The 14626-nt window shown below is 69.3% G+C and carries 15 protein-coding genes; 13 read left to right on the top strand and 2 right to left on the bottom strand.

Annotation, left to right across the window (positions count from 1 at the left end; genetic code table 11):
• Positions 1-27: 27 nt before the first annotated feature.
• Positions 28-984 (bottom strand): type I pantothenate kinase, encoded by a 957-nt coding sequence (coaA, locus tag CTB96_RS18735; RefSeq protein WP_110128585.1) that lies wholly within the window; start codon positions 982-984, stop codon positions 28-30.
• A gap of 33 nt (positions 985-1017) precedes the next feature.
• Here coaA and glmS point away from each other — a divergent pair, with 33 nt between their 5' ends.
• The 10 genes from glmS to CTB96_RS18685 all read left to right on the top strand — a co-directional run bounded on the left by glmS (position 1018) and on the right by CTB96_RS18685 (position 10322).
• Positions 1018-2868, top strand: coding sequence for a glutamine--fructose-6-phosphate transaminase (isomerizing) (gene glmS / locus CTB96_RS18730; RefSeq protein ID WP_110128285.1), 1851 nt, complete (start codon positions 1018-1020; stop codon positions 2866-2868).
• 100 nt (positions 2869-2968) lie between these two features.
• Positions 2969-3325, top strand: a complete 357-nt coding sequence (locus CTB96_RS18725) for a holo-ACP synthase (protein WP_110128284.1) — start codon at positions 2969-2971, stop codon at positions 3323-3325.
• On the top strand, positions 3322-4473 hold the full coding sequence (alr, locus tag CTB96_RS18720) for an alanine racemase (RefSeq protein WP_110128283.1): 1152 nt from the start codon (positions 3322-3324) through the stop codon (positions 4471-4473). Before CTB96_RS18725 ends, alr begins: the two co-directional genes overlap by 4 nt.
• A gap of 5 nt (positions 4474-4478) precedes the next feature.
• A complete protein-coding gene (tsaE, locus tag CTB96_RS18715) occupies positions 4479-5024 on the top strand; it encodes a tRNA (adenosine(37)-N6)-threonylcarbamoyltransferase complex ATPase subunit type 1 TsaE (protein ID WP_110128282.1) in 546 nt (181 codons plus the stop codon).
• Complete coding sequence (locus CTB96_RS18710) at positions 5021-5827, top strand: sulfite exporter TauE/SafE family protein (RefSeq protein ID WP_110128281.1); 807 nt, start codon at positions 5021-5023, stop codon at positions 5825-5827. The genes tsaE and CTB96_RS18710 overlap by 4 nt, the downstream gene beginning before the upstream one ends.
• 225 nt (positions 5828-6052) lie before the next feature.
• On the top strand, positions 6053-6688 hold the full coding sequence (tsaB, locus tag CTB96_RS18705) for a tRNA (adenosine(37)-N6)-threonylcarbamoyltransferase complex dimerization subunit type 1 TsaB (RefSeq protein WP_110128280.1): 636 nt from the start codon (positions 6053-6055) through the stop codon (positions 6686-6688).
• Positions 6688-8316, top strand: coding sequence for a tRNA (adenosine(37)-N6)-threonylcarbamoyltransferase complex transferase subunit TsaD (gene tsaD / locus CTB96_RS21055; RefSeq protein ID WP_110128279.1), 1629 nt, complete (start codon positions 6688-6690; stop codon positions 8314-8316). Before tsaB ends, tsaD begins: the two co-directional genes overlap by 1 nt.
• A 206-nt stretch (positions 8317-8522) precedes the next feature.
• Entirely contained in the window at positions 8523-8933 is a 411-nt protein-coding gene (locus CTB96_RS18695; RefSeq protein WP_110128278.1) for a DUF4190 domain-containing protein, read from the top strand.
• Positions 8934-9005: 72 nt separating this feature from the next.
• Positions 9006-9716: a DUF4190 domain-containing protein gene (locus CTB96_RS18690; protein ID WP_110128277.1), complete on the top strand. Its 711-nt coding sequence runs from the start codon at positions 9006-9008 to the stop codon at positions 9714-9716.
• A gap of 99 nt (positions 9717-9815) precedes the next feature.
• Complete coding sequence (locus CTB96_RS18685; protein WP_110128276.1) at positions 9816-10322, top strand: hypothetical protein; 507 nt, start codon at positions 9816-9818, stop codon at positions 10320-10322.
• A gap of 9 nt (positions 10323-10331) precedes the next feature.
• Here the strand turns inward: CTB96_RS18685 and CTB96_RS18680 are convergent, their stop codons facing one another.
• A complete protein-coding gene (locus CTB96_RS18680) occupies positions 10332-11519 on the bottom strand; it encodes a THUMP-like domain-containing protein (RefSeq protein WP_110128275.1) in 1188 nt (395 codons plus the stop codon).
• 144 nt (positions 11520-11663) lie between these two features.
• On the opposite strand from CTB96_RS18680, the gene groES reads away from it, so the two are divergent.
• The 3 genes from groES to CTB96_RS18665 all read left to right on the top strand — a co-directional run bounded on the left by groES (position 11664) and on the right by CTB96_RS18665 (position 14467).
• On the top strand, positions 11664-11960 hold the full coding sequence (groES, locus tag CTB96_RS18675; RefSeq protein ID WP_066597535.1) for a co-chaperone GroES: 297 nt from the start codon (positions 11664-11666) through the stop codon (positions 11958-11960).
• 90 nt (positions 11961-12050) lie between these two features.
• A complete protein-coding gene (gene rarD / locus CTB96_RS18670; protein WP_110128274.1) occupies positions 12051-12998 on the top strand; it encodes an EamA family transporter RarD in 948 nt (315 codons plus the stop codon).
• A gap of 170 nt (positions 12999-13168) precedes the next feature.
• On the top strand, positions 13169-14467 hold the full coding sequence (locus tag CTB96_RS18665; RefSeq protein WP_110128273.1) for an ABC transporter substrate-binding protein: 1299 nt from the start codon (positions 13169-13171) through the stop codon (positions 14465-14467).
• Positions 14468-14626: the final 159 nt, after the last annotated feature.

Below are 14626 nucleotides of genomic sequence, written 5' to 3'. Positions count from 1 at the left end.
AACAGTTCCACGGGAAGGCGGCGCGGGTCAGACCTTGCGCAGCAGCACCTTGTCGACGGTGTGGTCAGAAGCCTTGCGCAGCACCAGGGTGGCGCGGGAACGGGTGGGGCGGATGTTCTGCAGCAGGTTGGGCTCGTTGATTGTGCCCCAGATGGTGCGGGCGCGCGCCCGGGCCTCGTCTTCGCTCAGCTCGGAGAACCGGTGGAAGAACGACTTGGGGTTGGTGAACGCGCCGCGCTGCAGCCCGAGAAAGCGCTCCTCGTACCAGCGGGAGATGTCGGAGGTCCGGGCATCCACGTAGATGGTGAAGTCGAACAGGTCGCTGACAGCGAGACCGTGGCTGGCCACGGGCGGTTGCAGAACGTTCAGTCCCTCCACGATGAGGATGTCGGGCTGACGCACGATCACCTCGGCGTCGGGCACGATGTCGTAGCTGAGGTGCGAGTAGAACGGGGCGCGCACCTCGGTGGCGCCGCTCTTGATCGCGCTGACGAATCGGAGCAGGGCCCGCCGGTCGTACGACTCGGGGAAACCCTTGCGTTCCATCAGGCCACGGCGGGCGAGTTCGGCGTTGGGAAAGAGGAAGCCGTCGGTGGTGACCAGTTCCACCCGGGGGGTGTCTTCCCACCGGGCGAGGAGCTCGCGCAGCAGGCGGGCGATAGTGGACTTGCCCACGGCCACCGACCCGGCCACACCGATCACGAACGGGGTGCGCTGGGCGCGTTCACCGAGGAAATCACTGGTGTCGCGGTGCAAGCGGCGGGCGCCCGCGGCGTACAGGTTGAGCAGCCGGCTGAGCGGCAGGTAGACATCCTTCACCTCGTTGATGTCGAGCGGCTCGCCCAGGCCGCGCAACTGCACCACTTCGGTTTCCCGCAGCGGCAGCCGGGTGGATGGCGCGAGCGAAGCCCACACTGCACGGTCGAGCTCCACAAAGGGGGTGCTGTGACCGTTGTTACTGGGGCTCACCACCGGCTCGGACATCTTGCCAAGCATAGTGCGACTAAAATCAGGGCCATGTGCGGAATCGTGGGATATGTCGGAGACAACAAAAGCGTCGAAGTCCTCATGGGAGGTCTTCGTCGACTTGAATACCGGGGCTATGACTCCGCGGGAATCGCGGTGATCGACGGCGCCGGGCAGCTGAATACGGCCAAGCGCGCCGGCAAGCTCGCCATGCTCTCCGCGGCGCTCGAAGCGAACCCGATCAACAACGGCGGCACCGGCATCGGCCACACCCGCTGGGCCACCCACGGCGGCCCGACCGACCAGAACGCGCACCCACACCTGGGCGACAACGGCAAGCTCGCCCTCATCCACAACGGCATCATCGAGAACTTCTCGCCGCTCAAAGACGAACTCCTCGCCGAGGGCTACGTCTTCGACAGCGAAACCGACACCGAGGTGGCCGCCGTGCTGCTCGGGCGCGAATACCAGCGCCTCGGCGACCTGGGCGAAGCCTTCCGCACCGTCGTGGCCCGCCTCGACGGCGCCTTCACCCTCCTCGCCGTGCACCAGGACCAGCCCGGCGTCGTCGTCGGCGCCCGCCGCAACTCGCCCCTGGTCATCGGCCTGGGCGACGGCGAGAACTTCCTCGGCTCCGACGTCGCCGCGTTCGTGGAGTACACCCGCCGCGCCGTCGCCATCGGCCAGGACCAGATCGTGACCATCACGCCCGACCTCGTCACCGTCACCGACTTCTTCGGCAACCCGGTCGAGGTCGAAGAGTTCGACATCGCCTGGGACGCCTCCGCCAGTGAAAAGGGCGGCTGGTCCAGCTTCATGGCCAAGGAGATCTCCGAGCAGCCGGATGCCGTCACCAACACACTGCGCGGCCGCATTCACGACGGCCAGGCCGTTGTGCCCGAACTGGTGGCGTTCGGCGACGACGTGCTCGCCGGCATCCGCCGCATCGTGATCGTGGCCTGTGGCACCGCCGCGTACGCCGGCCAGACCGCCAAGTACGCCATCGAGAAGTGGGCCAAGGTGCCGGTGGATGTGGAACTCAGCCATGAGTTCCGTTACCGCGACCCGGTGCTCACCAGCGACACCCTGGTGATCTCGATCAGCCAGTCCGGCGAGACCATGGACACCCTGATGGCCGTCAAGTACGCCCGCGAAGGCGGTGCCAAGGCGATCTCGATCTGCAACACCCAGGGCGCCACCATCCCGCGCGAATCCGACGCCGTGATCTACACCCACGCCGGCCCCGAGGTCGCCGTCGCGTCGACCAAGGGCTTCACCGCCCAGATCGCCGCGCTCTACCTCTTCGCCCTGCACCTGGCCCGGGTGCGCAACTCCCTCAGCCTCGAGGAACTCGCCGAGCAGGTCGCCGAACTGCAGGCCATCCCCGAGAAGCTCGCCACCACGCTGCTGCAGGCCGAGAGCGTGCGCACGCTGGCGACTTGGATGACCGACACCCGCGCGGTGCTCTTCCTCGGCCGCCACGTGGGCTTCCCGATCGCCCTCGAGGGCGCGCTCAAGCTCAAGGAGCTCGCCTACATCCACGCCGAAGGCTTCGCCGCCGGTGAACTCAAGCACGGCCCGATCGCGCTGATCGAACCCGGCCAGCCGGTCTTCGTGGTCGTGCCGAGCCCCCGCGGCTCCGCGCACCTGCACCCCAAGGTGGTCTCCAACATCCAGGAGATCCGCGCCCGCGGTGCCCGCATCATCGCGATCGCCGAACAGGGCGACGCCGCGGTGCTGCCGTTCGCCGATTCCGTGTTCCACATTCCGCTCGCGGCGCCTCTGTTCGAGCCGCTGCTCGCCGTCGTGCCGCTGCAGATGTTCGCCATCGAGCTGGCCACGGCCAAGGGCCTTGACGTGGACCAGCCGCGCAACCTGGCCAAGTCGGTCACGGTCGAATAGGCACGGCTTATACCCGGATGCCCAGGGCGCGTCGCCGCTTCGCCTCGCGGGGCCGCACCCGCCCTGGGTATTCCACTCCCACTGACGAATCGAGCAGACCATGATCAAGGGCATCGGCGTCGATATCGTCGACCTGGCGCGGTTCGACCGGCAGGTGGCCCGCACGCCGGGGCTGGTGCCACGACTGTTCGCGCCGGGGGAGCGTGGTCTGCCGCCGCACTCCCTGGCTGCCCGGTTCGCCGCGAAGGAAGCGCTGATCAAGGCGCTCGGCGACAGCGTTGGTGCCAGTTGGCAGGAGATGGAAGTCGTGTCGGACGCGCACGGCAACCCGTCGTTCACGCTCAGCGGTGTGGTGCAGGAAACGCTCGACGCCCGCGGCATCACCAGCGCGCACCTGAGCCTCACCCACGACGCCGGGGTGGCCTGCGCGTTCGTTGTTCTGGAGGGAACCGCATGACCGCCTTCCGCGAAGCCGTCATCGACCTCGCTGCGGTGCGGGCCAATGTCGCCCACTTGCGCGAGCTGGTCGGCACCCGGCACACCATGGCCGTGGTCAAGGCCAACGGGTACGGCCACGGCGCCGCCCCGGTGGCCCGGGCCGCCCTCGAGGCCGGTGCCGACTGGCTCGGCGTCGCCGACATCGACGAAGCCCTCACCCTGCGTGCGGCCGGCATCGACGCCCCACTGCTGGCCTGGCTGCACGACCCCGACGCCGATTTCGCCGCGGCCATCGCCGCGAACATCGACCTCGGCGTCTCGTCGGTGCAGCAGCTGCGCCAGATCACGGCTGCCGCGACCCGGCTCGACCGCATCGCGCACGTGCAGGTGAAGCTGGAGACCGGCCTCAACCGCAACGGCGTCGACGAAGCGGACTGGGCCGAGGTGTTCGGCCTCGCGGCCGCGTTCGAGCGGGTGGGCCGGCTGCGGGTGCGCGGTGTGTTCAGCCACCTGGCCAACACATCCCCGGCCGACGACCAGGCCGCCATCACCAGCTTCGACCGGGGCCTCGCCGCCGCCGCGACCGCCGGCCTCACCGTGGACCTGGCCCACCTGGCGTCCACCGCCGCCGCGCTGCGGCTGCCCGCCGCCCGCTACACCATGGTGCGACTGGGCATCGGCATCTACGGGCAGTCCCCGTTCAGCGACGCCGACTCCGCCGCCCTCGGCCTCACCCCGGTGATGACCTTGCGGGGCTGCGTCGCCGCGGTGCGACAGATCGCCGCGGGCGATGGTGTCTCTTACGACTTCCTCTGGCGCGCCGCCACCGACACCACCCTCGCCCTGGTGCCGCTCGGCTACGCCGACGGCGTGCCCCGGCAGGCCCTCGACGGCGCCCGCGTGCTGATCAACGGGGTGCAGTTCCCCGTCGTGGGCCGCGTGGCCATGGACCAGTTCCTCGTCGACGTCGGCACCGCTGCCGTGGCCGTGGGCGACGACGTCGTGCTCTTCGGCGACCCCGCCGCCGGAGCCCCGTCCGCCGCCGAGTGGGGAGCCGCGGCCGGCACCATCAACTACGACATCGTCACCCGGGTCGGCGCACGTGTTCCCCGGCGGTACATCGATGCGGACGCCGGCACGGGCGACGCCGCCGGCGGACAGCCATAACCGACATGCGCCGCACTATCCCCGACCCCGACGCCATGCACGCCTTCGGCCAGGAGATGGCCGCCGTGCTGCGCGCCGGCGACCTGATGGTGCTCACCGGGCCGCTCGGCGCCGGCAAGACCACCTTCACCCGCGGCCTCGGCGAGGGCTTGCGCGTGCGCGGCGCCGTCACCAGCCCCACCTTCGTGCTCGCCCGCACGCATCCGAGCACCGTCGGCGGCCCGCCGCTGGTGCACGTGGATGCCTATCGGCTCGCCAGCGCCATGGAACTCGACGACCTCGACATCGACTTCGCCCGCTCCATCGTGGTGGTGGAGTGGGGCAGGGGGCTGCTCGACGGCATCACCGAATCCTGGCTCGACGTGGAGATCGAGCGGCCGCTCGGCGCGTCCCAGGCCGACCCGGCCGAGGATCCCAGCGATGAGCGCGGTGCCGGCGAGATCGGAACAGACGAGACCGTCGCCCTCGACCTGCCCGAACCGCGCACCGTCACGGTGACAGCGCACGGGCCGCGCTGGCAGGCCGGCCTGGGCGACCTCGGTCCGGCATGACCGGCTCAGGCAGTTCCCCCACGCCGCGCCCGGCCCGGGCCTGGTACTGGATCGCCCTGGTGCTCACCGGGGCGCTCGGCGGGCTGCTCTCCGGCCTGTTCGGCGTGGGCGGCGGCATCGTGATGGTGCCCCTGCTCATCTCCCTGTGCGGCATGGACCAGCGCCGGGCGGCGACCACCTCGCTTGCGGCGATCGTGCCCACCTCGATCGTGGGCTCGCTCACCTACCTCGCCAACGGCCACATCGACGTGGTCGCTGGGCTGATCATCGCGGCCGGAGCCGTGGTCGGTTCGATCATCGGCACCAATCTGCTGCGCCGTATCCCTCTGTTCTGGCTGCGTTGGCTGTTCATCCTGCTGCTGGTGGTCGTGGCCGTGCGCATGGTGCTGGTGGAACCCGAGCGCGGCGCCGCCCTGGAGCTGAGTTGGATCGTGGTGCTCGGTTACCTGGCCCTCGGCCTGGCGATGGGCGTCGCGTCGGGCCTGTTCGGCATCGGCGGCGGTGTGATCGCGGTTCCCGCCCTGGTGGCCGTGTTCGGTGTGAGCGACCTCATCGCCAAGGGCACCTCGCTGCTCGTGCTGGTGCCAACGAGCATCGTCGGCACGGTGGCCAACCTGCGCGCCAGGCTCGTGGACCTGCCGGCCGGACTCGTGGTGGGGGTCACCGCCACCATCGCGGCGGTGCCCGGGGTGGCGCTGGCGCTGTTCCTCCCGCCGCGGCTCTCCAGCATCCTCTTCGCCGTGCTCCTCGCGCTCGCCGCGACCCAGCTCACCATCGCCGCCTTGCGCGCCCGCCGCACCTGAGCCCCGCCCGCCCGCCCCAACCCGCCCCCATTCGCGAGGAGGCAGTTGGGGTCAGTTGTGGGCGGCGCGACTAGCCCCAAGTGCCCTCTCGGGAGATGGGGCGTTGGCGAGAAGGCAGTTGGGGTCAGTTGCGGGCCCCGTCACTGGCCCGAAGTGCCCTCTCGCGGACAGGTCTCCCCGGGGCGGGCGGCGGAGGCCCGGCCCGCGGCGTCATAGGCTGGACGGGTGCTTCTCGCCATCGATACCTCCGCCGGAACCAGCGTCGCCGTCGTCGACCTGACCCAGGGTGTGATCGCCGAACGCGGCGTCGCCGACACCATGCGCCACGCCGAGGTGGTCGGCACTCTCATCCAGGAGTGCCTCACCGAAGCCGGAGTAGATGTCGCCGCTCTCTCCGGTGTGGTCGGCGGCATGGGCCCCGGCCCGTTCACCGGTCTGCGGGTCGGCATCGTCGCCGCCCGGGTCTTCGCCCTCGGCATCAATCGACCGCTCGTGCCCGTGGTCAGCCACGACGCCATCGCCTACGGTTCCTACCGCACCGGCCACACCGGCCCGCTGCTCGTGGTCACCGACGCCCGTCGCCGCGAGGTCTACTGGTCCGCTTATAACGGGGCGGATGCCGAGGGGCTGCCGATCCGCCTCGGCCAGCCCGCCCTGGCCAAGCCGGCCGAGCTGCTCGAGGACACCTTCGTGCACGCCGGGCTGCCCCGGCTGGACGCCGCCACGATCTCGGCCGGTGACCTCGGCATGGTCGCCGAGCTGGCGTTCGCGGCCGGGCATCCGTTTGCGGCCGACGAGGCCCTCTACCTGCGCTCGCCCGACGTGACGGTGTCGAAAAACGGCCCGAAGCGGGTGAGCTGATGACCTGGCAACTGCGCCGTGCCACCCTCGCCGACGTCGACGCGATCATGCTGCTGGAGACCCGCATCTTCGAGAACGACGCCTGGTCGACCGAGATGATGGCCCGTGACGTCGGCGACCCCGGCTGTTACTACCTGGTGGCGTTCCCGCCGGACTCGCCGGACCAGATCGTGGCCTACGGCGGGGTGCAGGCCGCGCAGCGCGCGATCGAGAGTGACATCCAGACCATCGCCGTGACCGAAGAGGCCCGCGGCCAGGGCCTCGGCCGGGTGCTCATGCTCAGCCTGATCACCGAAGCCCGCAAGCGTGGCGCCCGAGAGACCTTCCTCGAGGTGCGCGCCGACAACCCCGGCGCCCAGCACCTCTACCGCTCGCTCGGATTCGAAGACCTCGGCGTGCGCCGCGGGTACTACCAACCAGACAACGTGGATGCGATCGTGATGCGCCTGACCATACCGCCCGCCGAGATGCAGTTCACCGGCACGCTCGCCGCCGAATCCGTGGCACTCGATGGCGCCTCCGCTGCCGAGCCGACGCCGGAGCCCGCCCCGGCCCGCCCGCTCAACCGCACCGACCCGCTGGTGCTCGGCATCGAAACCTCCTGCGACGAAACCGGCATCGGCATCGTGCGCGGCACCACCCTGCTCTCCAACACCATCGCCTCCTCCATGGACGAACACGCCCGCTACGGCGGCGTCGTGCCGGAGGTGGCCGCCCGCGCCCACCTCGAAGAGATGGTGCCGGCCATCCACGCCGCCGTCGCCGAGGCCGGCATCCGGCTCGACGAGATCGACGCCATCGCCGTCACCAACGGACCCGGCCTCGCCGGCGCCCTCATGGTCGGCGTCGGCGCCGCCAAATCCCTGGCCGTCGCGCTGAACGTCCCCATCTATGCCGTCAACCACCTCGTCGGCCATGTCGGCGCCGACCTCCTCCGGGGTGAGGGCGTCACCACGGATGCCCCGCTCGAGTACCCCACCATCGCCCTGCTGGTGTCCGGCGGCCACACCTCCCTGCTGCTGGTGCGCGACCTCGTCTCCGACGTGGAACTGCTCGGCGAGACCATCGACGATGCCGCCGGTGAGGCCTTCGACAAGGTGGCACGGGTGCTCGGCCTGCCCTACCCCGGCGGGCCGCAGATCGACCGGGTCGCCGCGACCGGCAGCCCCACCGCCATCCGTTTTCCACGCGGCCTCAGCCACCAGAAAGACGTGGCCAAGCACCGCTATGACTTCTCCTTCTCCGGCCTGAAGACTTCCGTTGCCCGCTGGGTGGAGCAGAAGCAGGACGCCGGCGAGACCGTGCCGATCGACGACGTCGCGGCCAGCTTCCGCGAGGCCGTGGTCGACGTGCTGCTCACCAAGGCCGTGGCCGCCTGCACCGACCTCGGGGTGCCCCGGCTGCTGCTCGGCGGCGGCGTGATCGCCAACGCCAGGCTGCGTCAGGTGGCCCAGGAACGCACGGATGCGGCGGGCATCGCCCTGCGCATCCCGCCGCTGTCGCTCTGCACCGACAACGGCGCCATGATCGCCGCGCTCGGCGCGCAGCTGATCATGGCTGGGCACGAGCCCTCCACGCTCGACTTCGGCGCCGATTCGACCCTGCCGGTGTCGCTCATCCAGAGTTGAAACACCGCCTCACCAAGCGTTTCACGCTGCAACGCGATACGCTGAGTGTGGGGGTTTCGGGCACGATCAACGCGTTGACACCCCCACGGCGCGGGTGCCACTATGGCACCGAGGACGTGACGCTACGGCGGAGAGAAACCCTCTGCTCCGCCCCCGCCCACGCCGTGTGCTTGCCCACTGCTGCACCACCAAAGGAGTCCTGAGCCATGACCGACCCGACGAATCAGCCCCCGGCATCGAACGAGCCGACCCCGCCGCCCGTCTACTCCCCGCCGGCAGCGCCGGCCTACGGTTCACCTGCTCCGGCGTACGGCGCGGCTCCGGCCGCCCCGCAGGCCTACACGTCGCAGGGCTACGGCACGCCGGGCGTGCAGGACAAGTGGAACGTGCTCGCGATCGTCTCCCTGGTCAGCGCGTTCTTCGTTTCGCTCGCGGCCGTCATCTGCGGCCACATCGCGCTCAGCCAGATCAAGAAGACCGGGGAAAAGGGCCGCGGCCTCGCGATCGCCGGCCTGGTGCTCGGCTACCTCGGCATCCTGTCCGGCATCATCATCATCGTCTTCTTCATCATCGTCACCATCGCGGCCGTCAACGATGGGTCATACAGCACCTACTAGTCGCTCGGCAGACTCCGGTATCCGCCACACGGATTCCCCGAGCACAGGTTCACAGGAAAGGAATGACCGGTCATGACTGATCCGAACACCCCTAACCCCGAGGTGCCCCCAGTGCCTCACGTGCCCGACGTGCCCCAGGTTCCCGATGTGCCCCAGGTGCCGGATGTGCCGCAGGTGCCGGACTTCCCGCAGTCGAGCGCGGCGGGTGACCCACCCGCCGCTCCCGGCGACGCCGAGCCGCCCCGCCCACCGAACGCGCCGCCGGCCGGCCCTCCGGTTCCGCCGGCCGGGCCCCCGACCCCGCCGCCGGCCTACGGACCGCCGGAACCGGGGCCGACCACGCCGGCTCCGTACGGCTCCCCGCCGCCGCCCCACGGCGCCCCGCAGGCTCCGTACGGTTCGCCGCCGCCAGGCTCCGGCTCCGGGTACGGGCCGCCGCCGTCCGGCACTCCGGCGCCCGGTTACGCCGGATCGCCCGCGTCGTACACGGCCGGCAAACAGCCGATTCTGAGCATCCTCTCGATGGTCGCCGGTGTTCTCGGCATCCTCGGGTCGCCGGTGGCGTTCCTCCCGTTCTTCGGCGGCATCCTCGCGATCATCCTGCCGGCGGCCGGTGTCGTGCTCGGCTTCATCGCCCGCACCAAGGAACCCAGCGGCAAGGGCTTCTGGCTGACCGGTATCATCACCGGCTTCGTCGGCATCGGGCTGGCGTTACTGAGTATTCTGCTATGGGCGCTGCTCTTCGCGAGCGTGCCGATGGACAACTACAACTACAACTACTGACGTACGGCTAGTGACGCACGACTACTGATGCAGCCCACCGCAGCGGGCTGACCGGCCGGGCGCACCGACCCGGCCGAAACGAGAAATGAGTCTTCACCCATGCCGCAGCCCGGGCAGCCCGACACCCGGGCCCAGCCGCAGCAACCGGCGGCCCCCGCCGGTGCTCCGGCCACGCCTGCGGCCGGCGTGCAGGCCCAATCGCGCGCCCAGGCCCGCGCGCAGGCCGCTCGGGAGAGCGCCGTGCCGACCGGCTTGACCCGGCCGCCGGTGGCCGGTGAACTCGCCTACGAGTCCACGATCACCGCGCCCACCGAGTGGGTGCCGTATGTGTACACCACGGCCGAGATCCAGACCCACGCCGCCCGTCGCGGCTTGAGCGTCGCGGCAGCGGTCTTCGGGCTGGCCGGTGTCGGTGTCGGCATCTTCATGATCTGGGGCGTGCCTCTCAGCCTGGCCGCCGTGGTGCTCGCGCTCGTCGCCCGGTTCGTGGAACGACGCGCAGGCGGCATCTGGATCATCGGCCTGGTCAGCGGCATCGTGGGCATCCTGATGGGCGTGCTCTGGTTCATTGTGAACACCGAACTGCTGCCGGCGTTCTACGGCTGAACCTGCCCCTCAGACCCGCTCGACCAAGAGCGCCACCTTGTGCCCGGCCGCGCGGGTGAGCACGAGCGTGCCGGAGGCAGCGCCCTTGAGCTTCAGCCGGGTGCGCAGGGTCGCCGGGTCCACATCCACCCCGCGCTTCTTGATCTCCAGGGTGCCGATCCGGCGTTCGGCCAGGGCCACCCGCAGTTTCTTCTCGTCGGTCGGGAGCACCTCGAGCACCCGGAAGGCCGTGGCGAACGGGGTGGCGGTGAGCGTGTCGCTGGTGAGATAGGCGAGGCCCTCACTGAGCATCAGGGCGTCCATCGACCGGGCCAGGTCGCCGATCAGCCGGGCGCGGATGATCGCACCGTCGGGCTCGTAGACGTAGGCGCCGAGGTCACCGACGGCCACGTCGTCGCTGTCGGCCGGGGCGGTCAGCTCGGCCACGCCGTCCTTGCTCAGCAGCAGCGCGGCCCGGCGGATGCCCGGGCGGGCGAGGGCGCCGAACCACAGCCCCATCTCCACCAGCTTGCCGTCCACCGACACCCACTGCGCCTCCGCGGTCTCCGGAATCTGGTCGCGGTCGTGGCCGGGGCCGAGCTTGACGCCGACGGGCATCCGGTCGGCGAGGGCATAGACGTCGTTCAGGTTGGGGGAGTAGTCCTCGGCGCGGGTGAGCCGGCTCGTGTTGCCGTGCCCGGCAGTGCGGCGGGCCGGGTCGAACCAGAGCGCGTCGAACTCGGTCGGGTCGACGTCGGCGGCATGGGCGCAGACCACGGAGGAACCGGGGAAGGGGGCGAGGTTGTAACTCGCGACGGTGGCGGTGACCTCGTCGATGTCGATCGCGGTCACGGCGAGTTCCATCGCGGCCATGGCCATGGCGTCGCCGCCGATGCCGCAGCCCACATCGGCCACCCGGGTAAGGCCGGCCTCGACGAATCGGCCGGCGTGCAGCGCTGCCACCCGTAACCGGGTGGCCTGCTCCAGGCCGGCCTCGGTGAACAGCATCCGGTTGGCGAAATCACCGAACTTGCCCGCTGCTTTGGCCCGCAACCGGGATTGGTACAGCACCGCATTGACCAGCGCGGGGGAGTGCCCGGCTTTGCGGAGTGCGCTGACCGTTCGCACCACATCGGCTCCGGCCTCGTAGGCGGGCAGGGAGTCCAACAGGCGCAGGCCTTCGGGTGAGAGCAGCTCAACGAGCTCGGCGCGATCCATCCCGCAAACCTATCAACCGAAACCGGGCCGGAGTCCGGGCACTCTGGCACTCACGTTGCGTGAGTGCCAGTTGCGCCCTAAACTCGACTTAGCACTCTCGCTGTGAGTCTGCTAACTACGTCTTAGCTAAGAAAGAGGTCAACCGTGTCGGTCTCCATCAAGCCGCTCGAAGATCGCATCGTCATCAAGCAGGTGGATGCAGAACAGACCACCGCTTCCGGACTTGTGATCCCGGACACCGCCAAAGAGAAGCCCCAGGAGGGTGAAGTTGTCGCCGTCGGCCCCGGCCGCATTGACGACAACGGCAACCGCATCCCGCTCGACGTCGCCGTCGGCGACAAGGTGATCTACTCCAAGTACGGTGGAACCGAAGTCAAGTTCGGTGGCGAGGACCTCCTCGTTCTGTCGGCTCGCGACGTTCTCGCGGTCGTCGTTCGCTAGTCACACCCCATATCGTTGAATCCCGGATGGCCTCGGCCATCCGGGATTTTTCGCGTCCAGAGGGGTAACAAAGTGCACACCAGTTCGACCATGGGGCCCGGCGAGAGTGGCGCGTCGGGGCGTCCCGCGCGGAGTGCCGCCAGCACGGGCCTGATCTACGCGATCTGCTCCTACGGCATCTGGGGATTCCTACCGCTCTACTTCCTCCTGCTGAAGCCCACCGGCGCGTTCGAGATCGTGGCCTGGCGGGTGCTGTTCTCGCTGGTCTTCTGCGGCGTGCTGATCGGGGCCACCCGGGCCTGGCGCCCGCTGGTCGCCGCCCTTCGCCGCCCGCGGGTGGTGTGGACGATGGGTCTGGCCGGCCTGCTCATCTACATCAACTGGCAGACCTTCATCCTCGCCGCGCTCAGCGGCCACGTCGTCGAGACGGCGCTGGGCTACTTCATCAATCCGATCATCACCGTGCTGCTGGGCGTGCTCGTGTTGCGGGAGCGCTTGCGCTCCGCCCAGTGGGCCGCCGTGGTGATCAGCTTCGTCGCCGTGATCGTGCTCAGCGTCGGCTACGGCACGGTGCCCTGGATCTCCCTCATCCTGGCGTTCTCGTTCGGCTTCTACGGGCTGATCAAGAAGCGGGTCGGTGGCCACCTCGACGCCCTCTCCGGGCTCACGCTCGAAACGATGTGGCTCGCCCCTATCGCGATCGTGCAGCTGGTGGTGGTGTCCCTGCTGACCGGGCTCACCTTCGGCACGGTCTCCCCGGTGCACAGCCTGGCGCTGGTCGGATCTGGAGTGCTCACCGCGGTGCCGCTCCTGTTCTTCGCCGCTGCCTCCCGGCGCCTGCCGCTGACCACGCTGGGTCTGGTGCAGTACCTCGCGCCGGTCTTGCAGCTCATCGTCGGCGTGGCCGTGCTGCACGAGCCGATGCCGCCGGAGCGTTGGCTCGGCTTCGGTCTGGTCTGGCTCGCGCTGATCGTGCTCACCACCGACATGATCGTGCACGGGCGCGCCCAACGACGCTCGTTTATTACGCCACTCTGACGCTCACAGGCAGGGCTTGCTGATCAGCGCGCCGTTCGTAACGATTTGGTCGCGTTACACGGCTGTAACACGACTGTCTTGTTTGATGTCGTTCCGGTGAATACCTTTGCAACACGGCAACGATCGTTTGCCGTGCTCTACCTCTAGATCCCCCTCACCCAAGGAGCACCATGAGCGTATTCGCGAAGGCCTCGGCCTCCCGCTCGGTCCGGGCTGCAGTCACCGGCGTCGCCATTTTCGGCGTCAGCGCACTGCTGCTCACCGGATGCAGCACCGATGCAGCCGAACCGGCAGCATCTGAAGCACCCGCAGAGACCAGCAGCGACGTCAACACCGTCGAGGCCGGCGACCGCGCACTCGACCTCAAGATCGGCACGATCCTCCCGCAGAGTGGTGGACTCGCCTTCCTCGGCCCGCCCGAAGAAGCCGGTGTCAACCTGGCCGTCGAAGAGGTCAACGCAGCCGGACTGGGCATCGACATCGAAGCCATCCTCCGTGACTCCGGCGACACCACGACCGACACCGCCACCGTCTCCGTGACCGACCTCCTCTCGCAGGATGTCTCGGCCATCGTCGGTGCGGCATCCTCGGGTGTCTCCAAGACCGTCATCGACCAGATCACCGGCGCCGGCGTCGTGCAGTTCTCCCCGGCCAACACCTCGGCCGACTTCACGGACTACGCCGACAACAACCTGTTCTGGCGCACCGCCCCGTCCGACATCCTCCAGGGTGAGGTGCTCGGTAACCTGATCGCCGAAGACGGCAACAGCACCCTCGGCCTGATCGTGCTGAACGACTCCTACGGAACCGGCCTGGCCGAGTACACCACCGAAGCCTTCGAGGCTGCTGGTGGAGAAGTCGTCGCGACCTCGCTCTTCAACGAAGGTGACTCGAACTTCGCCGCTCAGATCGCTGAAGTGACCGCAGCCAACCCCGACGCGATCGCACTGATCACGTTCGACCAGGCCAAGGTCATCACCCCCGCCCTCGTCGGCGGCGGCTTCCCGGGCGACAAGCTCTACTTCGTTGACGGCAACCTGGCGGACTACAGCGCCGACTTCAGCGCCGGCCTCGTCGAGGGCTCAAAGGGCACGCTGCCCGGCCTCGACACCGCGACCCTCGGTGACTTCACCGACCGTCTGCTCGAGGTCGACCCGTCGCTGACCGACTTCAGCTACGCAGCTGAGTCGTACGACGCCGTGATCCTGATCGCGCTGGCCGCCTACGCAGCCAACGACACCTCAGGTGAAGCCATCGCCAGCTACCTCCAGCAGGTTTCCGGTGGCACCGGTGAGGGCACCAAGGTCACCACCTTCGCCGATGGCGCAGCTGCGCTGGCCGAGGGCGAGCAGATCGACTACGACGGTTACTCCGGCCCGGTCACGTTCGACGAGAACGGCGACCCGACCGACGCGACCATCGGTATCTACGAGTTCGGTGCAGACAACAAGTACACCCGCATCAACTAGTAACCCCCGCTGACGGCGGCGCACCCACAGCAACCGCGCCGCCACCAGCACCGAGAAGGGCCCCGGCTTCCGCCGGGGCCCTTTTCTGTGCCCACCTCGCCCGTTGACCCACTCCGGACGACTTGCCCGGCTGCGCCGGGGCAGTTCGTCCGCCTGAGG

Origin of the sequence: Cryobacterium arcticum (assembly GCF_003185895.1) — a bacterium.
GTDB classification, from domain to species: Bacteria; Actinomycetota; Actinomycetes; order Actinomycetales; family Microbacteriaceae; genus Cryobacterium; species Cryobacterium arcticum.
The sequence above is the reverse complement of the archived record's forward strand: the minus strand, read 5'-3'. Positions and strand labels throughout refer to the sequence as shown.